Origin of the sequence: Pseudomonas sp. MWU16-30323, from assembly GCF_020515595.1 — a bacterium.
GTDB classification, from domain to species: Bacteria; Pseudomonadota; Gammaproteobacteria; order Pseudomonadales; family Pseudomonadaceae; genus Aquipseudomonas; species Aquipseudomonas yamanorum.
This window is the reverse complement of record NZ_JAIWYM010000006.1, coordinates 25,699-45,449: the sequence shown is the minus strand read 5'-3', so window position 1 is coordinate 45,449 and position 19,751 is coordinate 25,699. Positions and strand designations below refer to the sequence as shown.

Annotated in this window: 21 protein-coding genes and 2 pseudogenes; 13 read left to right on the top strand and 10 right to left on the bottom strand. The window is 58.0% G+C overall.

Annotated elements, in window-relative coordinates:
• Nucleotides 1-122: 122 nt before the first annotated feature.
• Nucleotides 123-1,328 (top strand): YgcG family protein, encoded by a 1,206-nt coding sequence (locus LIY45_RS09560; protein WP_226476134.1) that lies wholly within the window; start codon nt 123-125, stop codon nt 1,326-1,328.
• A 14-nt stretch (nt 1,329-1,342) separates the two neighbouring features.
• On the opposite strand, the gene LIY45_RS09555 is transcribed toward LIY45_RS09560, so the two are convergent.
• Nucleotides 1,343-1,603 carry a hypothetical protein gene (locus LIY45_RS09555; RefSeq protein ID WP_226476133.1) on the bottom strand — a complete coding sequence of 87 codons (261 nt, stop codon included), beginning with the start codon at nt 1,601-1,603 and terminating at the stop codon, nt 1,343-1,345.
• Nucleotides 1,604-1,766: 163 nt separating this feature from the next.
• On the opposite strand from LIY45_RS09555, the gene LIY45_RS09550 reads away from it, so the two are divergent.
• On the top strand, nt 1,767-2,294 hold the full coding sequence (locus LIY45_RS09550) for a GNAT family N-acetyltransferase (RefSeq protein ID WP_226476132.1): 528 nt from the start codon (nt 1,767-1,769) through the stop codon (nt 2,292-2,294).
• A gap of 261 nt (nt 2,295-2,555) precedes the next feature.
• Here the strand turns inward: LIY45_RS09550 and LIY45_RS09545 are convergent, their stop codons facing one another.
• The 3 genes from LIY45_RS09545 to LIY45_RS09535 form a co-directional block, all read right to left on the bottom strand.
• The gene (locus tag LIY45_RS09545) at nt 2,556-2,825 is read right to left on the bottom strand and encodes a hypothetical protein (protein WP_226476131.1); all 270 of its coding nucleotides are present in this window, start codon (nt 2,823-2,825) and stop codon (nt 2,556-2,558) included.
• A gap of 240 nt (nt 2,826-3,065) precedes the next feature.
• Nucleotides 3,066-3,557, bottom strand: coding sequence for a GNAT family N-acetyltransferase (locus LIY45_RS09540; RefSeq protein ID WP_226476130.1), 492 nt, complete (start codon nt 3,555-3,557; stop codon nt 3,066-3,068).
• Between the two features lie 216 nt (nt 3,558-3,773).
• The gene (locus tag LIY45_RS09535) at nt 3,774-4,067 is read right to left on the bottom strand and encodes a fructose-bisphosphate aldolase (protein ID WP_226476129.1); all 294 of its coding nucleotides are present in this window, start codon (nt 4,065-4,067) and stop codon (nt 3,774-3,776) included.
• 417 nt (nt 4,068-4,484) lie between these two features.
• Between LIY45_RS09535 and LIY45_RS30790 the strand changes: the two are divergent.
• The 8 genes and pseudogenes from LIY45_RS30790 to LIY45_RS09515 all read left to right on the top strand — a co-directional run.
• Nucleotides 4,485-5,465: pseudogene (locus tag LIY45_RS30790) on the top strand (PAAR domain-containing protein); the annotation flags it as partial.
• Between the two features lie 58 nt (nt 5,466-5,523).
• Nucleotides 5,524-5,664: pseudogene (locus tag LIY45_RS30715) on the top strand (hypothetical protein); the annotation flags it as partial.
• Between the two features lie 5 nt (nt 5,665-5,669).
• Nucleotides 5,670-5,786: a hypothetical protein gene (locus LIY45_RS30710; RefSeq protein WP_260525284.1), complete on the top strand. Its 117-nt coding sequence runs from the start codon at nt 5,670-5,672 to the stop codon at nt 5,784-5,786.
• Nucleotides 5,737-5,901, top strand: a complete 165-nt coding sequence (locus LIY45_RS30785; protein WP_346269014.1) for an RHS repeat domain-containing protein — start codon at nt 5,737-5,739, stop codon at nt 5,899-5,901. The genes LIY45_RS30710 and LIY45_RS30785 overlap by 50 nt, the downstream gene beginning before the upstream one ends.
• An 87-nt stretch (nt 5,902-5,988) precedes the next feature.
• Complete coding sequence (locus tag LIY45_RS30700) at nt 5,989-8,037, top strand: RHS repeat-associated core domain-containing protein (RefSeq protein WP_346269011.1); 2,049 nt, start codon at nt 5,989-5,991, stop codon at nt 8,035-8,037.
• A gap of 13 nt (nt 8,038-8,050) precedes the next feature.
• Entirely contained in the window at nt 8,051-8,713 is a 663-nt protein-coding gene (locus LIY45_RS09525; protein ID WP_226476128.1) for a hypothetical protein, read from the top strand.
• Between the two features lie 124 nt (nt 8,714-8,837).
• Complete coding sequence (locus LIY45_RS09520) at nt 8,838-9,443, top strand: hypothetical protein (protein ID WP_226476127.1); 606 nt, start codon at nt 8,838-8,840, stop codon at nt 9,441-9,443.
• Nucleotides 9,444-9,645: 202 nt separating this feature from the next.
• Nucleotides 9,646-10,071 carry an SMI1/KNR4 family protein gene (locus LIY45_RS09515; protein WP_226476126.1) on the top strand — a complete coding sequence of 142 codons (426 nt, stop codon included), beginning with the start codon at nt 9,646-9,648 and terminating at the stop codon, nt 10,069-10,071.
• A gap of 461 nt (nt 10,072-10,532) precedes the next feature.
• Here LIY45_RS09515 and LIY45_RS09510 read toward each other — a convergent pair whose 3' ends face one another.
• Nucleotides 10,533-11,948: a cytosine permease gene (locus tag LIY45_RS09510; protein ID WP_226476125.1), complete on the bottom strand. Its 1,416-nt coding sequence runs from the start codon at nt 11,946-11,948 to the stop codon at nt 10,533-10,535.
• 251 nt (nt 11,949-12,199) lie between these two features.
• Here LIY45_RS09510 and LIY45_RS09505 point away from each other — a divergent pair, with 251 nt between their 5' ends.
• Nucleotides 12,200-13,114, top strand: a complete 915-nt coding sequence (locus LIY45_RS09505; RefSeq protein ID WP_226476124.1) for a LysR substrate-binding domain-containing protein — start codon at nt 12,200-12,202, stop codon at nt 13,112-13,114.
• A 5-nt stretch (nt 13,115-13,119) separates the two neighbouring features.
• Here the strand turns inward: LIY45_RS09505 and LIY45_RS09500 are convergent, their stop codons facing one another.
• The 5 genes from LIY45_RS09500 to LIY45_RS09480 all read right to left on the bottom strand — a co-directional run bounded on the left by LIY45_RS09500 (nt 13,120) and on the right by LIY45_RS09480 (nt 17,232).
• Nucleotides 13,120-13,536 carry a hypothetical protein gene (locus LIY45_RS09500; RefSeq protein ID WP_226476123.1) on the bottom strand — a complete coding sequence of 139 codons (417 nt, stop codon included), beginning with the start codon at nt 13,534-13,536 and terminating at the stop codon, nt 13,120-13,122.
• A 142-nt stretch (nt 13,537-13,678) separates the two neighbouring features.
• Nucleotides 13,679-14,824 (bottom strand): acetylornithine deacetylase, encoded by a 1,146-nt coding sequence (gene argE / locus LIY45_RS09495; protein ID WP_226476122.1) that lies wholly within the window; start codon nt 14,822-14,824, stop codon nt 13,679-13,681.
• Nucleotides 14,821-15,498 carry a DUF1028 domain-containing protein gene (locus LIY45_RS09490; RefSeq protein ID WP_093197759.1) on the bottom strand — a complete coding sequence of 226 codons (678 nt, stop codon included), beginning with the start codon at nt 15,496-15,498 and terminating at the stop codon, nt 14,821-14,823. The genes argE and LIY45_RS09490 overlap by 4 nt, the downstream gene beginning before the upstream one ends.
• Before the next feature lie 10 nt (nt 15,499-15,508).
• Complete coding sequence (locus LIY45_RS09485) at nt 15,509-15,919, bottom strand: RidA family protein (RefSeq protein ID WP_026077677.1); 411 nt, start codon at nt 15,917-15,919, stop codon at nt 15,509-15,511.
• 23 nt (nt 15,920-15,942) lie between these two features.
• Nucleotides 15,943-17,232 carry an NAD(P)/FAD-dependent oxidoreductase gene (locus LIY45_RS09480; RefSeq protein WP_226476121.1) on the bottom strand — a complete coding sequence of 430 codons (1,290 nt, stop codon included), beginning with the start codon at nt 17,230-17,232 and terminating at the stop codon, nt 15,943-15,945.
• 237 nt (nt 17,233-17,469) lie between these two features.
• On the opposite strand from LIY45_RS09480, the gene LIY45_RS09475 reads away from it, so the two are divergent.
• Both LIY45_RS09475 and LIY45_RS09470 read left to right on the top strand, forming a co-directional pair.
• Entirely contained in the window at nt 17,470-18,267 is a 798-nt protein-coding gene (locus LIY45_RS09475) for a helix-turn-helix transcriptional regulator (RefSeq protein WP_226476284.1), read from the top strand.
• Between the two features lie 46 nt (nt 18,268-18,313).
• Nucleotides 18,314-19,696, top strand: coding sequence for an aspartate aminotransferase family protein (locus LIY45_RS09470; RefSeq protein ID WP_226476120.1), 1,383 nt, complete (start codon nt 18,314-18,316; stop codon nt 19,694-19,696).
• Nucleotides 19,697-19,751: the final 55 nt, after the last annotated feature.

Here is a 19,751-nt window from a genome sequence, read left to right as displayed (position 1 = left end):
TCTCGTGTAGGGCGTGTGTGGGGGTGGCGTAAGTCTAGATAGTCGGTGGCGTCGGGTCACCTGTTTATAGCGTCGATAGGGTAAAGTCGGCCGATTCAGGATGAAACTTCAGGTAACAAAACATGATGGTGTTCCTACGGCAATGTGTCTTGGGCTTGCTGCTGTTCGTTTCCGGTACGCAGGTGTGGGCCGATACCGTTCCCCCGGCGCCGGTCACGGTTGCGCTGGATCAGCGCGTGATCGACCTGACCCACACCCTCGACGTCGCTACTCAGTCCCGCATGACCGCGCAACTCGCCGGCCTGGAACAACGCAAGGGCGCCCAGGTGGCGGTGATGCTGCTGCCGAGCACCCAGGGCGTTGGCATCGAGGACTTCGCCAACCAACTGTTCCGTGCCTGGAAACTGGGGCGCAAGGACGTCAACGACGGCATCCTGCTGCTGGTGGCGAAAGACGATCGCAAGGTGCGGATCGAGGTCGGTTACGGCCTGGAAGGCGTGGTCACCGACCTGCTGGCCCACCGCATCATCGAAGAACACATCACCCCGGCCTTTCGCCAGGGCGATTACGCCGGCGGCGTGCAACAGGCGGTGGACGACCTGACGCTATTGGTGGACGGCGGCAACTTGCCCGAGGTGGCCAAGGCCGGGTTTCCGCCTGAAGCGTATGCGGTGCTCCTGGCGTTCATGTTTGGCGGGGTGGTCGGGGTATTGATGGGCGCCGAAAAACTCCCTTGGCGCCGAGCCCTGATGGCGGTAGTCGTTGTCACTGTGGCGCTGGTGGCGGTTGCAGGCGGCAAGGACTGGCCGGTCTATTTGCTGTTGCTGCCCCTGTGCATGTTGATTGGCGGCGCCACGTTTGGCGCGTTGTGGCAGGCGAGGGCGGTGTTTTATGCCGTGCTGGGGTTGTTGATCTATATCGCCGGGGTGCTGCTGACCGATCACTTTGTTGGCGACCTGTCGCTGATCCACTGGCTGGCTTATCCCATGGCCGGGCTGCTGATCCTGGGCCTGTACTTCGGCCTGTTCCTGGTGATGAAAAGCCTGTGGAAAGAGAGCCAGGGCGGCTTTATCGCGCGGCTGGTGGCGGTGCTGGTGGTGTATGGGGTCGCTGGGGCATTGATTGATAAGGGCGCCACGGGATGGCTGCTGGCGTTTCCATTCGCTTCGTTCGCGGCGCTGTTCATCTTTGCCCACGGTATCAGTGGCGGGTCGGGGTCGGGTTCGAGCGGGGGATCGAGTTCCTCCAGCTCGAGTTCCAGTTCCAGCAGCAGCTCTTCGGGGGGTGGCGGTTCAAGCGGTGGGGGTGGGGCGTCGGGGAGTTGGTAAGACTCCCCGGGAAGCTAGGCGGGCTTGTAGGCAATCCAGCCCTTGAAGCTGAAGCCCGCGTAGAACAGTTCCACACCTTCAAAGCCTGCCTCCCGTAGCAGCGCTTCATCGTCCTGGGGCGACAGCACCGGCAAGTGGCTGCTGATCGCGGCAATCGCCCGCTGGGCATCTTCAGCCGGCACGCCGGAATCCACCGCATAGGCCGCATAACGCTTCAGCCAGCGCGCTTTTTCCTCTGGCGACGACTGCGGGAAGCTGTGATGCGCCGCAATCAAAGGCGCGCCTGGCAACAGCGTCGGGGTTTGAAAACCAGGTCATGGTGGCTCCTGTCGGCGGGGGAAGCGATCACCCTACTGGGGCGAATTCGGGCTGGCAATTGCAGAGATGTGCAGTTGTGTTAAAACGTTGCCTTTGCTGATTTTTGAGAGTGCCCCTCGAATGCTCCCCGACATACTTATCCGTGATGCACTCCCTGAAGACGCGTTATGCATTGGCGTGCTGGGCATGCAGGTTTTTCTCGATACGTACGCCACTGAAGGCATTCGCGATTCAATCGCCACCGAGGCGCTGCAAGCGTTTTCGCCCCAGACGATCACCGCGCTGATCGCCCAGCCGGGCACGGCGATTATCGTCGCCGAATCCAATGGGCATCTGGTGGGGTTTGCCCAGGTGGCGATGGGCACGGGCCATGCGCTGATCTCGACACCGAACGCCGCCGAGCTGCAGCGGCTTTACATCCAGGAGCGGTTTACCGGGCTGGGCCTGGGTTATCGCTTGCTGCAAGCGGCAGAGCAGCGCGTGGGGCAGGGTGGTGCTTCGTTGTTGTGGGCGACCGTGTGGGTCGGCAATGAGCGGGCGCTAGGGTTTTATCCGCGCCGTGGCTATGAGTTGCTGGGGGCGCCGACTTATACGTTCCAGAATGAGTGCCATGAAAATCGGCTGTTTGGTAAAAGGCTTGGGGTTTAGCCGTCAGAGCGTTTTGCTCAGGCCTGAGCCACGCAATGCGTCGGGCAGGTGAAACAGCTCGAGGAAGCAGGGCGAACTGTATGTTTTTTCCGCGAAGGAGGAGGTTTTTTCCTGTGGAAAGTTGAGCGCAGCCAATGATGTTGGCTGTGCTCAACATAGACGAGATAAGTGCTCAGAGGTTTGAACCGTAAGTTAGTGTTGTAAAGTACGGTACAGGAAGGAGGTGTACTTTATTGAGGCAAGAGCGGGTTGTTGTCTGATTTACCATTTTAACCATCCGTCGTTAGCTTCCAACCGGGTTTTGAAATCCTTAAGATCATGATAAATTGTGTCTCCATAAATATAAACATGAGTATCATTTTCTGCCCCTATCGACTGCCAACGTTGAGTTCTGGCATCGAAGACCTCAGCGTCATCCCCGGCTTCAGGGTCAAGCGGGTTGGGGCGGGGAGGTTTGTCTGTATTGGGTTTAGGTATTTCAAGCGTCTGGTAATACTGAGCAGAATGGCCAGGACCGATTATAGAAGACATAACTTAAACCTCGAATATGAATAAGGCGACAGTCCGTATTTAATGGCTGTCGTGGAATAAGCTACTAGAGTGTTTAGTTGGTTTCAAATGATCGAGGGTTTTTTGAAGTGATTGATTAAAACAGAATGTTAATTGCCTCGGTTGAGTGGCCAAGAGACCTCTAGTCGCTATAAGACTATTCTGAATGGTCGTGTTGTTTTCATATTCAGTTTTGGCTGGCGCTGGGCGCTGTTGGTGAAATCAGAGATCCATCACCATCTCATGCCACGCCATCCCGCCATGGTCCGACGCCGACGGCTGTACATAGCGATAGCCCATACGTTTATACAGCTCCACATGGCGGTCTTTGCACATCAGGTGAAGGGTCTTCTTGCCCATTGCCTGCATGCGCTGCACGAACTCCGTCATCAAGCGCGTGGAGTAGCGCTTGCCTTGCTGAGCGGGATCCACCACCACCGACATGATCACCACATTCGGCGCGTCGGCTGAATGCCCGACCAACTCCTTGAACGCCTCATCCGACATCACCACTTCATCAGCGCAACCGCAGTTGATGAAACCGACCACAACGCCATCCGCCTCCAGAATCAGAAAGCCTTGGGGGTACAGCGCGATGCGCGTGGCGATCTTTTCCAGGGTGGCGGCTTCGTCGCCTTCGTAGGCCGAGATTTCGATCTCGTAGCAACGGTTGGCGTCGGCGGGGTTGGCGTTACGGAAGGTGAGGGCGGGCATTGGGTTACCGGAGAAATTGAACGACGGCCCCCATGATAAAGAAAGAACACCCCGACAGCACCGCCGAACACAAAACCCACCCACACCCCGATCCCCTGTGGGAGCCGTCGAGCCTTAGCGAGGCCGCGATGGCGGCCTCCCTGACACCACCAATATTCGCCACGCCGGATAACTGGAAAACCCGCCAAAGCGGGTTTTCTCAAGGGTGGAAATAAATCAGCTGGCGACAGGCGTATGCATCCCACGCCGCTCAATCACCCCAAACACATCCGACACATCCTGGACCAGGATTCGCGCGGTTTCGGCGACGGTGTTGATGTCTTGTTCACCGTAATCAGACACGTTGGAGCAGGCCATCAGGTGCAGGTAGTTGAGGGCTGCGTTGAGGCGTTCACTGATGCAGGCGTGGAGATCACAGAGAGGTGCGTCGCTGTCGATGAGCAGGACAGGGGATTCGGTGGCGGTTTGGGACATGGGGGTGAAGCGGTGGGGCGTGTGTTGAGTAGTCATGGTGTAAATCCTCAAAAAGAAGAAATACCACCTTCCTGCTGCGAAACAGATTGGGTGGCAGCTGTGCGCGGGTTCGCAGACCGGACGATTTACACCAAAACCCGGCAGACCCGAAGGTCTCCCACGCACAACCGCCATAAAACAATCAGCAGCCGCGGGGCGGCTGGGTCATGTCTGACGGTGTCGGTGTGAATCGTTTTAGGGCTGCGAAACCCTGTCGCTGACCAATGTCGGCGACGGGGCGAACTATAAGCGGCAGTTTTGTTAACTGCAACCAAGCAGCTGTCGAGACAGTTTTGAGTATCCCCGATCATTTCACCTTGGGAACGCTCCTACGAACGCCTCGGAAAGTCTCACCTGAGCAAGGTCATAACAGCGTGATTTGATCCCCGTCTTTTCAGACAGGGATCGTTGCGCATGACGGACGCGCTTTGGGCTGCCCGCGAGGGTGATGCACTGCTGCACAGCTCAATGCTGGCGGATGTGTTGGGCGGCGTGCTGGAGATTGCGGCTAACGTGGCCGTGACTGCGCTGGCAACCGCTGCGGTCGTTGCGGCCACGGGCATTACCGTGGCGACCGGCGGCCTCGGCTGTGTTGTCCTAGGCGCTGTTGTTGGTCTCGTGGTCGGCCTCGGGATGAACAAGACCGGCGCCGATAAAAGTCTCTCACGGTTGTGTGAGTCTTTCGCCAATGCGCTGTTCCCGCCTGTCATCGACGCCTTCATCAGCAGTGGTTCGCCGAACGTATTTATCAATGGTAAACCCGCTGCTCGGGCTGCCGGGAAAATAGGTTCCGTCGTGGCGCAGCCCAGTGACTTCCCGACCTATCTGGATATCGCCGAAGGCTTCTTCTCTCAGCTATGGCGCCCTACGGTGGCCACCTCGGAGGCGGGTGCCGTGCCTTGTCCGGCAGACAAAATCGACTGCCATAAACACCCTTCGATGCCGGAACAGTACTTGGCCGAGGGTTCCAGCAGCGTCTTCATCAATGGGCAGCCCGCCGTTCGCAGCGGCGACCGTAGTACCTGCGAGGCCAAGGTGGGGGCGGTGACAGGGCTGATTTCGCCGAATGTTTTTATCGGTGGTGCGCCGGTGGTGGTGCGTGAAATTCGCAGCGGTCAGACACCCGGTGCAGGGCTCGCGGTTACAACGCTGATGACATTGCGCGGCGGTGGCTCCAGGTTCTTCAGCCATTTGCCATGCATGGCCGTGGGCGGGTGGGTGTCGTGGGGCACCAGCCAAGTGACCAATGCGCTGTCCTCGGCGATTGTCGCTTCGCCCAACCCCGTGCACAGCGCGACGGGCGCGAAGATTCTCGACGGTGAAGATGACCTGGATTTCTCGTTGCCGGGCTTGTTACCCATCGAATGGCAACGCTATTACAGCAGCCGTGATGAGCGTCGCGACGGACTGTTTGGCGCCAGTTGGAGTGTGACCTACGAGGTTTTCGTCGAGATTGGCAACCACCCGGACGGCGGCGACCTCAGAGGATCCACTGGGCCGCATCGACTCCACGCTGTGGCTGGAGCACTGGTCGCTGCCTCTCGTAGAAACCGATGCCGCCGGGCAAGCCTGGCAGTACCAGTACGACCAACGCGGCAATTGCCTAAGAGCAATCGATCCGCTCGGCCAGGCCACCGCTTATCGCTACGACGCCTTCGGCCAGGCCGTGGAAATCACCGATGCCAGCGGCAAGCGCAAAGTCCTGCGCTGGAATGAATTCGGCCAGTTGACCCATCACGCCGATTGCTCGGGCTATCCCACGTATTTTGAGTATGACCCGCGTGGCCATTTGCGCACTGTCATCGACGCCGAGGGTGAGCGCGTCCGCTAATCGTACGACCCCCAAGGGCGGCTGCTGAAAGTCGAGTTTCCCGAGGACCGAACGGAGTGCTATCAGCGAGATTCCAGCGGACAGTTGGTGGCTTACACCGATGCAGCGGGTAGTACCACCCGCTATCAGTACGGGCGCCGTGGCCAGGTACTCCAGCGCACAGATGCCCACGGTCGGAAAATTGAATTTCGTTACGACGCCTATGGCCGCCTGCGCACCCTGACCAATGAAAACGGCGAGCACTACCGTTTTGCCTGGGATGACGGCGACCGCCTGAGTGAACAGCACGACCTGGACGGCAGCGCCCGGCGATACGCCTATGACGCACTGGACAATGTGACAGTGGTCGAACACGTCCCGTCGCCTGGCAGCGATGAGTCGACAGCCATCATCCATCGATTGGAGCGCGATGCTGTTGGCCGTCTGAAGGTAAAAACTACGGATGATGGCGTTACCGAATACACCTGCAACCTGCTCGACCGACTGACCGCTATCACCCTCACCGACAACGAAGGTCAAAGTCAGACATTGAGCTTTGCCTACGACCCACTCGGCCAGCTACTCACTGAACAAAGTACGGCCGGCCGCCTGAATCATCACTACGACGAACTCGGTCACCTGACTCAGTCCGAACTGCCCGATGGTCGCTGGCTCAACCGCCTGTATTACGGCAGCGGGCATGTGCACCAGATCAATCTTGATGGCGTGGTGATCAGTGATTTTGAACGCGACCGCCTGCACCGCGAAGTGTTGCGTACCCAAGGCCAAATCAGCACCCGAACCGGTTACGACCGTGGCGGGCGCGTGCGCTCACGGTTGCGCCGCCCCAAAAGCCAGCCCGTGCAACTGCCGGCCGCACAGCAAAAGCATTTTGATTATGACCTCGTCGACAACCTGGTCGAACGGGCCGAAACCGATACGCCTGCCCGGCGCGAACAACGCCAACGGCTGCACTACGACGCTACTGGTCGGATCATCGCCAGCCAGGACAGCGTTCAGGGGCTACAAGAGACCTTCGCCTACGACGCCGCCGCCAACCTGCTTGACGGCCCACACGCCGCAGGTGGTTGGGTGCGGCACAACAGGTTATTGACCTATCAGGACAAACGTTATCGCTACGATGGCTTTGGACGACTGATCGAAAAGCGCAGTGCCTTGCGTGGGTTGCAACGCTTTGCCTACGACGCAGAGCACCGGTTGATTGAAGTGCACAGCCAACAGGGCGAGCGGGAAACGGTCGTAAAAATGACCTATGACCCGTTGGGGCGACGAATTGCGAAAACCGAACATGATGGCAAAGGATATTTGCTGGGAGAAACCCGCTTCGTCTGGGATGGCCTGCGCTTGCTGCAGGAGCATAAGCATAGCCAGACCAGCCTTTATATCTATGACGGTGACGGCTATGAGCCGCTGGCCCGCGTGGATGGCACGGGGGAATACCAGCAAGTTCGCTACTATCACAACGACCTTAACGGGTTGCCTGAGCAACTGACCGAAGCGGATGGCCAGACGGTATGGCAGGCGCGCTATCAGGTATGGGGGAACACGGTTGAGGAGGTGCGTGAGCCTTACTACCTTGAAGAGCAGAACCTGCGGTTTCAGGGGCAGTACCTGGACCGGGAGACCGGGCTGCACTACAACACGTTTCGGTTTTATGATCCGGATGTGGGGCGGTTTACGACGCCGGATCCGATTGGGTTGGTGGGGGGCTGCAACCTGTACCAATATGCTCCGAATACTGCCGGGTGGATTGATCCGCTTGGCTTGCTAAAAGAAGGCGAGATAGCAGGGTACGGCGCCAAGACCCACAAGACTGATGGTCTAGAGGCGCACGAGATCATTCGTAATAAGTTTCTGGAAGAAAAAGGAATTGCAAAGGGTAGACGCTATAAGGGCAATCCATCGATTGCCTTATCATCTGAACATCATGACATGGTGCATGCCGAGGAAAATCGTTTGCGTCGTGCTCGTGGGCTGGGACCCAATCAGATGCTCAAGCGCGGAAAGCTGGAAATCCGTCTTATGTCGCAAGCTATACACAATTCACTTGTCAGGGCCGGCATTATCACCCAACAACAAGCGCGAATGGCGAGGCGTTTTTCGACGTCATTCGCTAAAAGAAAAGGTTGTTTCTAAAGGGTAAAGGGCTATGGGCATCAATCAGATTGTTTTGTCAGAACAAGATCATGGTCTAGGACAGATAGGTGGGGGCGCTAGACTCACTGGCCTTGATCTTTGGCCGATAGACTCAGGAACCGGTCACCTTATGCTGCCTGTGATCATGATGACCTCGGAGTTTCTTAACGTTCCATTCATACCGTCGGGAATGGCTATCACGGTGTTTATCTCCGCAGAGCGTAATGATGAGACCTATAAACGCTCATCCATACGGAAATTGGCCGTTCATCAGCAAAGCGATATGGAAAAGTTACGATTTGGGCATAGCAAGGTTCTGCTCCACACTTTGGCCCCGATGGAACTCACTCCACCCGATTTGTTTGATCCGATTCCGAGAACATATTTCACCCTGCAACCACTCACCGACGACCAAATGAAAGAAGAGCTGGATGACCCAGAGAGCGGCGTCAGCATTAGCAAGGTATTAGGTCGTCCCTGTTGGTTGCAAGATCCACTGTATGAAAGTCCGCGCTATTATTTTTTGGCTCAGTTAACGGACGCCGCCATCGCACAGATAAGCGCTCATCATGAAGGGTTGTTCGGCGGGGGTATCGGATATGTTTTTGCCGATAATCGAGCAAAAAAAATGACGGAAGGTGATGAAGTTGGATATTTCGTGCTCCAATTTACCTGACAGTGAAAATCTTTCGGTCTCATACTTATAGTTTAAGGACAACCAAGTGTTCCTCTACGCGGCAAAGGAGCCCGTCACACTGCCGTTTTAAATTTATTGATTTATAAAGTTTATGGGGGCGGATGTGAGAAAAGAACTGGAAAAAGAATTGTTGACTGGGCTCAAGGCGATAACGTCTTCTTTCGTTGGACTAAAGGCAAGTAAAAATAAGATAGTGTTACTTGATGGTTTTAAAAAATTGGGTGAGATCTATATTCACTACCTGACAAGGGCTGATGGGTATTATGCAGGGGTTGAAATTTCAGAATGTGATGCAATGGAGTTCTGCTTGCTTCAATCGCCACCCTATAATAGCCGTCTCCTGAATTCTTCGTTTTTATCCAAAACATCACTGTCGGAACGCGGTAAAGAGTTTGGGGATGAGTTCGGCGGAATCATCAGAATGCCAGCGCCTTCAGAGATGAATCTGACCGCTCGAAAGATAGAGCATCGTTTGACGAGGTTTTATCTTTCACGTGCGGAGAATTGCCTAACAGGTTCATTGTTGCTTATCAATGATGTTTTGCTCTCGCCAGATGACTACGCATTCCCATTTTTAACAGTCCTTTTCGCCGCGAAGAAAAATGGGTTGACTCTTAAAGATGAGCGATTCCAAAGAGTGCTCAATGCTAAAAAAATATTCGGGAATAAATATTTCGATTTGGCTTTGACTGAAAAAATACTAAGTTAAACAAAAGGCGCCGTTTATAGTCTGAACGGATTTGTATGGTACCACTCAACTTTCAAATAAGGTAAATGAGACCAGTTCTAAATTTCCAGGATGGTGCGCACCTAGGAAGGAAAATTGTGAGTTCCTAAACTTAAAATTGGACGCTGCTCATGAGCGGAGGTTGGTGATGAGGGAAAACAGATTCTCAAATAGCGAACCAACCATGACGCTCGCAGACTTGGAAGCATTGGAATCTGCTATCGGAGCGAGGCTTCCGCGCTCTTTCCGAGAACATTACACCAAGTACAACGGGGGCGTCCCTGAGCGGGCATATTGGGTGAGTGACGATCGGGATGAACCGTTGGAGGTAGCAGCCTTCAAATCAATCTCGGATGCTCCATCTAACCTGTTGCTCACCTATCAAACCATGGTGAAGAAGCAAGTTATTCCTTGTCATCTGCTTCCATTTGCGAACGATTGGGGAGGGAGTTTTTTTTGCCTTAACGTTGATTCTGGCTCCGTTAGCTACTTTACGACGGATAGCTTTCGCAGTGAGTTAAGCATGCAAGAAAATCAAGCTGAAGCGGAAAAAATCATCTGCACAAATTTCGTTCGATTTGTTCAGGGCCTTGTGGGCGAAGCGGATTGAATGTTGGGAAAAGATCGTGGATCGGTTCATCAGGTGCTCAAACGTGAGTCAGATCTAGAATATGAAACCTCGTTAGTTATGCGTGTTGTAAGGAGGTCGGCTAATTTTTGTGTGAATCCTGAGTGCCGAGCAATAACTAGTGGTCCGGCTGCTGAACCATAAGCAGGAATGGGTCACTCCGAAAGCAAATGGCAAGTTTAGAACGACGGCAATGGCTGGCTCCACCACCATCCAGTCGTAGGTGGAAACCTACAGCTGGTGGGTTACGAGGATCACAGAAATCGTCATGGCGATTACCACCCTAAAGGCCACAACGGAAAGCGAATTGGCGGTAGAAAAACGTGGGGCGGCGGTTCGCCTTGTAGATAGCTCACAATTCGAAGGGCAGGCTCGCAATCCAGAAAACCCGCTATCGCGGGTTTTCTAAAAAATCAAAAATTAATCAGCAAACCCTGGGTCCCTCAAACCCCACCCACCAACTTCCCCCCCTCCAACCGGCGCTTATACGCACTGTCCCGACTCGCCAACCAGAAATACAGCGGCGATGTCACCACCAACCCCACCAACCAGGACAAATCCGCCCCGTTGATGTGTGCCGAAATCGGCCCGACATACAGCGGCGTATTCATAAACGGAATCTGCACCACAATCCCCACCGCATAGGCCACCAGCGCCTGAGGGTTGTACCGCTCGTAAATCCCGCCATCTACGCGAAAGATCGAACCGATGTCGTACTTGCCCTTATGGATGGCATAGAAGTCGATCAGGTTGATCGCCGTCCACGGCACCAGTACCACCAGCAGCACCAGCACCATGTCCACGAAGTGCCCGATAAAGTCCTTCGACGCAAACACCGCCGCAATCGAACACGCCGCCAGCACCAGCACCGAGATCACGGCGCGCGCCTTGGCGGTGGGGATCCAGCGGTAGGCAAAGGTCTGTACCAGGGTGATCAACGACAGCACCGCGCCGTAGAGGTTAAGCGCGTTGTGGCTGATCACGCTGAGCAGGAACAGCAACAGCATCAGCGGGCCAATGGAGCCGGTCGCCAGTTTGACCGCGTCCATGGTGTCCATGCCCACCGGCGTGGCCAGTACCGCAACCGCACCGAAGATGAACGACAGGCTGGAACCGAGCACGGTGCCCAAATAGGTGGTCCAGAAGGTCGACGCCACCGGCACATCCGCCGGCAGGTAGCGGGAGTAGTCAGACACATACGGTGCAAACGCGATCTGCCACAGCGCAGCCAGCGAGACGGTGGCCAGCCAGCCGGAGATGTTGAAGTTGCCGCGCGTCAGGAAGTCGGCCGTCTGCACATGGGTGAAGATGTAGCCGAAACCCAGCACGATGCCCGCGCCCAGCACCCAGGTGCCGATGCGGTTGAGCACGTGGATGAAGCGGTAGCCGATGATGCCGATGATCCCCGAGCCGATGGCGCCGATGACGATGCCCACTGGCACCGGGATCCCATCGACCACGCCGTGCAGGGATTTGCCCGCCAGTACGATGTTGGAAGCGAAGAAGCCGATGTACATCACGCCGGCGATCACCACCACCAGCAGCGCCCCGAGGGAGCCGAACTGGGCGCGGCTCTGGATCATTTGCGGGATGCCCATCTGCGGGCCCTGGGCCGAGTGCAATGCCATCAGCACGCCGCCGACGAGGTGGCCGACGAGGATGGCGATGATGCCCCACACCAGGTTAAGGCCGAACAGTTGCACGGCCAGCGCGCCGGTGACGATGGGCAGCGGCGCGATGTTGCCGCCGAACCACAGGGTGAACAGGTCTCTTACCTTTCCGTGGCGATCTTCCGGGGGCACGTATCCAATCGTGTGTTTTTCGATAAGCGGGGCGGAGGATGTTGCAGTGGTAACCATGACGAGCTCCAAGGCAAGGTGAGTACGTTGACGTACTTCGCTGGGCGGCACGTGTGCGTCGCTTTTGTTGTTGGAGTGATCATGTGCAATGGTCACGGGTAGGTAAATTAGTAAGTTTGTTGCTATAGACCTTAAAAATAATATCTCGCGGCGATTTTCGCTCCGGTATGTTGCATGGACTTGAATCGTCAAAAAAAGCGGCTTTTTCTTGCACTTGTTTGGGGCGAATTCCCACGTTTCTGGAGGTCCCGATGGCTGCCTATAACCTGCGCCAGCTCAAATATTTTGTAACCACCGCCGAGTGTGGCAGCGTGGCAGAGGCCTCGCGCAAGCTCTATATCGCGCAACCCTCGGTGTCGACCGCCATCAAGCAGTTGGAAGACAGCTTTGGCGTGCAGCTGTTTATCCGCCATCACGCCCAAGGGGTGTCGCTGACGCCGAGCGGTGCAAGGTTTTACCGCAAGGCCCTGGAGCTGCTGCGGGTCGCCCATGAATTCGAGCAGAACGCCCTGGCAGACAACGACGTGGTGGCCGGGCAGATCGATATCGGGTGCTTCGAGACGGTGGCGCCGCTGTATTTGCCGCGTTTGATTGCGGGCTTCAAGCAACGCTGGCCGGGGGTTGAAATCCGCCTGCGGGACGGTGAGCAGCAGGAGCTGGTGCAGGCGCTGACGGCCGGCAGTATCGACGTGGCGATGCTGTTTGAGCATGACCTGGGCAGCGCCATCGAGACCACGCCGCTGATGCCGCCGCAGCAGCCCTATGCGTTGTTGCCGGCGGATCACCGGTTTGCGCAGCAGGCCAAGGTGTCGCTGGCGGATTTGGTGCTGGAGCCGATGATTTTGCTGGATGTGCTGCCGAGCCGGACGTACTTCGTGAGCATCTTTGAAGAGCGTGGGCTGACGCCGAATATTGTCTTCAGTTCGCCGTCGATCGAGATGGTGCGCGGGATGGTGGGGCGTGGGTTTGGCTTTTCGATTCTGGTGACCAAGCCGTTTTCGCCGTACACCTATGACGGGCAGAAGCTGGTGTGTGTGCCGTTGGCGGAGACGGTGACGGGGTCGGGGTTGTCGGCGGTCTGGTTAAGGCGAGCGCCGTTAACCAAACCGGTCCAACTGTTCGTGGAGTATTGCAGGGAAGAGTTGGCGCAATTGTTGGCGAGGTAGCCGCGTTACTCTTCTGGGCCGTATTGTTTGATGCGTTCAACATTCAGCCAATCACCAAATGTCGTATTGGCCGTGTTCACTTTTTTCAGGTATTCCGGACTAAAAGTGCCATCGGCACGGTCTGGTTTGAAACTGAAACTAAGGGTGGCTAACCACATTTTTCCATGACCAAAGTCTTCATTGATTACTTGAACAGACGGGTCATTGAGCGTCACACCGTTTTGTTGAGCAGCCCCCTCGAGAAGCTTAATCGAGCGTCCGATATCATTGAGGTCCACCCCGATACGCGTCACTGCTCTGTCTGGTTGATTGGAATGGGCAGCAAGGGTGAGGCTTTCCGGTGCCGTTTGCGTCGCGGGCTGAGTGTAGGACGGCGGCAAGGGTTGAGTATTATGCATAGAAATAGAGGGGGAACTCTGCATGGTAACGCTCCATAAGGTGTTTAAGCATAAAGGGTCAAATAGGCCGCCTAAATGTGTGGTGCGTACAAAACGCTCGGTTCCTCAGGATTAATCAGCGAGTGTATCGACATATATTCATGTGGGGTGGTCGAACCCGTCCGGCTCAGGTACGGATCGAAAGCAACATTCGCTGCAGCATTTCATCGCAACCCTTCAGTTGCGCAACGCTCACAAACTCATCCGGCTTATGCCCCTGGTCCATGCTCCCAGGCCCGCACACCACGGTAGGAATGCCCGCTGCGTCGAACAACCCACCCTCAGTTCCGAACGCCACGGTGCCAAATTCCCGCGAGCCGCAAAACGCTGCAATCAGCTCCGCCGCCTGGCTACGCTGGTCGGTGGCCAGACCCGGGTACGCCGACAACTCACTGAAGCGAATCGCACTCTGCCGGCTCACCGCCTGCATGCGCGGCAACACCTGCTGCATCGCATAGGTTTGCAGCTCCTCGGCCACTTCCCCCGGGTCCATTGAGGGCAGGGCACGCACTTCAAAGTCGAAGCGGCAATCCGCCGGGACGATATTCAACGCCTTGCCCCCGGAAATCACCCCGGTTTGCACGGTGCTGAACGGCGGGTCAAAGCGCTCGTCCTGATGCACCTTGAGGCGCTGGCCAATCCGCCCCAGCTCACCAACCAACTCCGCCGCATACTCGATTGCATTCACGCCCTGAGGCGCATACGCCGAATGGCACGCCTCGCCATGCACTTCGCAGCGCATGGCGAGCTTGCCTTTATGACCCAGCACCGGCTTCAACTCGGTGGGCTCGCCGATAATGCACAGCAGCGGTTTCACCGGCCATTGCTCCAGCACCTTGAGCAGTGAACGTACCCCAAGGCAGCCGACTTCCTCGTCGTAGGACAGCGCAATATGCACCGGCATCCGCAGGTCTGCGTTCACCAGCGACGGCACCAGCGCCAGCACGCAGGCGATGTAGCCCTTCATGTCCGCCGTGCCCCGGCCAAACAGGTTGCCGTCGCGCTCGGTCAACTCAAACGGCGGCAATGTCCACGGCTGGCCATCCACCGGCACCACGTCGGTGTGCCCCGACAGCACAATCCCGGGCAACTGCGCCGGGCCAATGGTTGCGAACAGATTGGCCTTACTGCGCGCATCGTTGTAGATCAATTCGCAGGACACGCCGAACCCTGCCAGATAATCGCGCACGAACTCGGTCAGCTTCAGGTTGGATTCGCGGCTGGTGGTATCAAACCCCACCAGTGTCTGCAGCAATTCGCGGCTGGTGCTCATCGGTCGTCTCCAGCCACGCCGTAGCCCGGTGAGCGGTCCGGGGCCAGCGCGCGGTCGATGTAGTCCTGCACCTGCGGGCGGTAGGCGTCCCACAATTTTTGCAGTTCGCCAATCGGGTTCTCATCGGCCCAATCCACCCGCAGGTTGATGATCGGCCAGGTCAGTTCACCCACCACTACCACGGCTGCCGAATGCACCGGCCCGGCCTCGCCACCAGCGGCGATGGCTGCATGCATCGCGGCCAGCAGGCGATCGGTGAGTTGGCCTTCGCCCTGTTCAAATGCAGTGACCATGGCCTGGATCACCGAGCGGTCGGCGAGCATATTGCCGGCCGCGACGCACTGTTCACCCGACACTGCGTTATGGGTGCCGAGGGTTTCGCTGCCGCTGAAATGCACGGTGCGCCCCAAGTGATCAATCGCCGTCAGTTGGCGGTACTGGCTGTAGCCGTTGCGGGTGAGCGCCTTGTCCACCGCGTCGGCAGGGGCCAGGCCTTGCTCCAGCAGGTCGAGTACATCCGGGCCGAGGGCCGGCAGGGTGATGTTCTGGGTCGAGACCGCACCCACGCCGGGCCGCAGCCACGGGCAACGGGCGCCCACGGCGATGCTCGATGAGCTGATGGCAATGCCCATCTGGCCGGTTTCCGCGCAGCGGGCGACGATTGAAAAGGTCATGGTCGACTCCTTATTCGGGGATGACGGCGATCACATCAATTTCCATCAACCACTGCGGCTGACCCAGGGCCGAAACCACCAGCCCGGTGGAGATCGGGAACACGCCCTTGAGCCACTTGCCGACTTCCTGGTACACCGGCTCGCGGTAGCGCGGGTCGATCAGGTAGGTGGTGGTCTTGACGATGTGGCTCAGGTCGCTGCCGGCTTCTTCCAGCAGTTGCTTGACGTTGCGCATGGCCTGCTCGGCCTGGGCGCGCGGGTCGCCGAGGCCCACCAGCTTGCCGTCGAAATCGGTGCCCACCTGGCCCCGTACATACACCGTGTTGCCGGCGCGTACGGCCTGGCACAGGTCGTTGTCCAGGCTCTGGTTGGGGTAGGTTTCCTTGGTGTTGAACATGCGGATGCGAGTGTGAGTAGGCATCAAAAAACTCCAGAAAAAAGTGATCAGGCGCTGACAGGTGAGGTGTGAACAACCGGTGCGGGGTCGCGGTATTCAAGGTATTGACGCTGGATGGCGATATGGTCGGCCACGTACTTGGCGTCATGCCACACGCCCCAGATAAACGACGAGCCCCGGCGCGACTGCCATGGCAAACCGAGGAAGTAGATGCCCGACTCGCTGGCCACGCCGCGCTGGTGCTGCGGCTTGCCGGCGGCGTCAAATGCATCGACCTTCAGCCAGCTGTAATCCACGGCAAAGCCGGTGGCCCAGATGATTGACGTGATGCCGGCCTTGGCCAGGTCCAGTTCCAGGATCGGCTGCTTGATGCACTCGGCATCGGGAAACACGCGGCGTGCTTCGGGCTCTGGCGGCAGGTCCAGGCCGTTGCGTTCGATGTAGGCATCCGCCGCATCCAGCAGGGCCAGGTAGTTCTCGTCACCGCGGGCGAGGTTTTCCACCAGGTTGGGTTGGAAGCGGGCGACGCTGCCGTCGAAGGATTGGGTCAGGCCGACCAGGGTCATGCCTTGCTGGGCCAGCTCGCGGAAGTCGATGGTCTTGCCGCCGTGGGCGCCGCTCACCGCAATGGTCACGTGTTCGCGGCCGGGTTTCATCGCGGCCTGGTCCCACTCGCCCAGCACCCCCAGCCACCAGCAGAAATCGCGGTTGCGATAGGCGCGCGGTGGGCGGTCGTGGGCACCCACCGACAGGTACACCCGGCGCCCGGAGCGTTGCAGTTCATCGGCGATCTGCACCCCGGAGGACCCGGCACCCACTACCAGCACGGCGCCGGCGGGCAGTTGCGCGGGGTTGCGGTAGTCGGCGGAGTGGATCTGGTGCAGCGCGGTGCCTTGCGGCGCGATCGCCGGAATCACCGGCTTCTGGAACGGCCCGGTCGCCGCCACCACGCGGTTGGCTTCGATCACGCCTTCGCTGGTGTGGATGGTAAAGCCGGGGCGACCGACATTGCGCACCACGGAGGTCACGTCCACGCCAGTGCGAATCGGTGCATTGAACTTGCGTGCGTAGGCTTCGAAGTAGTCCGCCACGCGCTCTTTCGGCGCAAAGCCATCGGGGGCGACGTTATCGAAGGCCAGGCCCGGAAAACGGTCATGCCAGGCCGGGCCATTGGCGACCAGCGAATCCCAGCGGCCGGTGCGCCAGCGCTCGGCGATACGGCTGCGCTCCAGCACCAGGTGCGGCACGCCTTGTTTGCTCAGGTGCTCGCTCATGGCGACGCCAGCCTGACCGGCTCCCACCACCAGCGTGTCTATTTTTGTTATGGCTTGAGTCATGTGTCTGTCCTTGCGTAATGCAGTTGGATTCAGCTTGGGCGTGGCTTCAAGGCTAGGGGGAAGGCGGTTTTTAATAAAATATTATTAAGCTGGGAAGTGAGCATAAATATCGGATGCAGGCTCACCCTATCGGGTGATTTCGGGGACGGGGCAGGTGTGTGACCATCCTGGCAGTTCTTTCAGCGAGTGTTTGAAGTGGAAAACGACCGGCTTTCTTCTGCGCAATGGTTCGAACAGATGGCCCGGGTGACCGACAGCATCGGGCAATCGGGGTTCGCCGCGATCCTGTTCGAGGCCCTCGGCTATATCCATCCGATTCAGGCCACCACGCTGTATTTCTACCCGCGAGGCGGCATGCCCAGCGCGTTGTTCGAGCTGGAAGGGCCGTGGTTGCCACAAGGCAATGTGCGCCAATACCTGTCGGGGTTTTATTTGCTCGACCCGTTTTATGGGGCCTGTGTGGAAGGCGTCAGCTCCGGGTGTTACGACCTGGCCGACGTCGCCCCCGATCACTTCGAACTCAGCGAGTACTTCCAATCGTTTTACCGCCACTCCCATCTGGAGGATGAGCTGAACTACATCCTGCAGTCGAGCAACGGCTCGAGCCTGGCGGTGTCACTGGCCTTTACGCAAAAGCTCGACGCCGCCACCACCCAGCAGTTCAAGCGCATCACCCCGTGGGTGCTGGCCGTGCTGGGCAAGCAATTTGTTGGCCTGGATGCCCAGGGTGCGCGTTTCGAAAACCTGCTGGAGCAGCGCATTCACTCGGCGTTGAACAACTTCGGCTCGTCGATATTGACCGAGCGCGAATGCCGGATTGCCCAACTGATCCTGCGGGGGCATTCCACCCGCTCGTTGGCCGAGCGCCTCGAGGTCTCGGAAGACACCATCAAGTCCCACCGCAAACACATCTACACCAAGCTCGATATCGGCGCGCAATCGGAACTGTTTGCCTTGTTTATCGACTCGTTGGCCGAAGCCCAGGGCGTCCTGAGCAAAGACCCCCTCGAAAGCTACATGAGCAAGCACCGCTGAGCGGCGTTGCTCGCCCTTGCGTCACTACTAATAAGAGAGAAATACCATGAACGTACCCGCCCAACTGAACCGCCTGACCGAGGACTACCAGAAGTCGGATGCGGCCCACCACATCCATGCCTTTGTCGATCAAAAAGCGCTGAACGCCGAAGGCCCGCGGGTGATGATGCGAGGTGAGGGCCTCTACCTGTGGGACAGCGAAGGCAAGCGTTACCTGGACGGCATGTCGGGCCTGTGGTGCACCCAGTTGGGCTATGGCCGCCGGGATTTGACCGCCGCCGCTGCCTCGCAGATGGACCAGTTGGCGTACTACAACATGTTCTTTCACACCACTCACCCGGCGGTGATTGAGCTGTCGGAGTTGCTCTTCAGCCTGTTGCCAGACCACTACAGCCACGTGATCTACACCAACTCCGGCTCCGAGGCCAACGAAGTGCTGATCCGTACCGTGCGCCGCTACTGGCAGGTGGTCGGCCAGCCGCAGAAAAAAATCATGATCGGTCGCTGGAACGGCTATCACGGTTCCACCCTGGCCGCGTCTGCCCTGGGCGGCATGAAGTTCATGCACGAGATGGGCGGCCTGATTCCCGACGTTGCGCACATTGACGAACCTTATTGGTACGCCCATGGCGGCGAGCTGACGCCGGCCGAGTTCGGTCGCCGTTGCGCCTTGCAGTTGGAAGAGAAAATCCTCGAGCTGGGGGCCGAAAACGTCGCCGGGTTTATCGCCGAGCCGTTCCAGGGCGCGGGTGGCATGATCTTCCCGCCGGAAAGCTACTGGCCCGAGATCCAGCGCATTTGCCGTCAATACGATGTGCTGCTGTGTGCCGATGAGGTGATTGGTGGCTTTGGCCGTACCGGCGAGTGGTTCGCCCATCAGCACTTCGGTTTTGAGCCGGACACCCTGTCCATCGCCAAAGGCCTGACCTCCGGTTACCTGCCCATGGGCGGCCTGGTGCTGAGCAAGCGCATGGCCGACGCGCTGGTGGAGCACGGCGGCGTGTTCGCCCACGGGCTGACCTATTCCGGGCACCCGGTGGCGGCGGCGGTGGCGCTGGCCAACCTCAAGGCGCTGCGGGATGAAGGCATCGTGCGCCAGGTAAAGGACGACACCGGGCCGTACCTGCAAAAAATCCTGCAGGAAGTGTTCGGCCATCACCCGATGATCGGCGAGATCCAGGGCACGGGCCTGCTTGCGGCCTTGCAGTTCGCCGAAGACAAGACCACGCGCAAACGCTTCGAGAATGAAAACGACCTGGCCTGGCAATGCCGCACCTTTGGTTTCGAAGAGGGCGTGATCATTCGCTCGACCCTGGGCCGCATGATCATGGCACCGGCACTGGTGGCCACGCGCGCTGAACTGGACGAGCTGGTTGAAAAGACCCGCATCGCCGTCGATCGCACCGCACGGATCGCGGGAAAACGGTGAAGTGACCTGCGCGCCGCCCCAAGTCGGGGTGGCGCGCAACCTCCATCAGGCAACG

Bases quoted from the DNA above. Each gene is read 5' to 3' on its own strand.
- LIY45_RS09560 (WP_226476134.1), top strand. From the start codon at position 123: ATGATGGTGTTCCTACGGCAATGTGTCTTGGGCTTGCTGCTGTTCGTT.
- LIY45_RS09550 (WP_226476132.1), top strand. From the start codon at position 1,767: ATGCTCCCCGACATACTTATCCGTGATGCACTCCCTGAAGACGCGTTA.
- LIY45_RS09545 (WP_226476131.1), bottom strand. From the start codon at position 2,825: ATGTCTTCTATAATCGGTCCTGGCCATTCTGCTCAGTATTACCAGACG.
- LIY45_RS09540 (WP_226476130.1), bottom strand. From the start codon at position 3,557: ATGCCCGCCCTCACCTTCCGTAACGCCAACCCCGCCGACGCCAACCGT.
- LIY45_RS09535 (WP_226476129.1), bottom strand. From the start codon at position 4,067: ATGACTACTCAACACACGCCCCACCGCTTCACCCCCATGTCCCAAACC.
- LIY45_RS09525 (WP_226476128.1), top strand. From the start codon at position 8,051: ATGGGCATCAATCAGATTGTTTTGTCAGAACAAGATCATGGTCTAGGA.
- LIY45_RS09515 (WP_226476126.1), top strand. From the start codon at position 9,646: ATGACGCTCGCAGACTTGGAAGCATTGGAATCTGCTATCGGAGCGAGG.
- LIY45_RS09510 (WP_226476125.1), bottom strand. From the start codon at position 11,948: ATGGTTACCACTGCAACATCCTCCGCCCCGCTTATCGAAAAACACACG.
- LIY45_RS09505 (WP_226476124.1), top strand. From the start codon at position 12,200: ATGGCTGCCTATAACCTGCGCCAGCTCAAATATTTTGTAACCACCGCC.
- LIY45_RS09500 (WP_226476123.1), bottom strand. From the start codon at position 13,536: ATGCAGAGTTCCCCCTCTATTTCTATGCATAATACTCAACCCTTGCCG.
- argE (WP_226476122.1), bottom strand. From the start codon at position 14,824: ATGAGCACCAGCCGCGAATTGCTGCAGACACTGGTGGGGTTTGATACC.
- LIY45_RS09490 (WP_093197759.1), bottom strand. From the start codon at position 15,498: ATGACCTTTTCAATCGTCGCCCGCTGCGCGGAAACCGGCCAGATGGGC.
- LIY45_RS09485 (WP_026077677.1), bottom strand. From the start codon at position 15,919: ATGCCTACTCACACTCGCATCCGCATGTTCAACACCAAGGAAACCTAC.
- LIY45_RS09480 (WP_226476121.1), bottom strand. From the start codon at position 17,232: ATGACTCAAGCCATAACAAAAATAGACACGCTGGTGGTGGGAGCCGGT.
- LIY45_RS09475 (WP_226476284.1), top strand. From the start codon at position 17,470: ATGGCCCGGGTGACCGACAGCATCGGGCAATCGGGGTTCGCCGCGATC.
- LIY45_RS09470 (WP_226476120.1), top strand. From the start codon at position 18,314: ATGAACGTACCCGCCCAACTGAACCGCCTGACCGAGGACTACCAGAAG.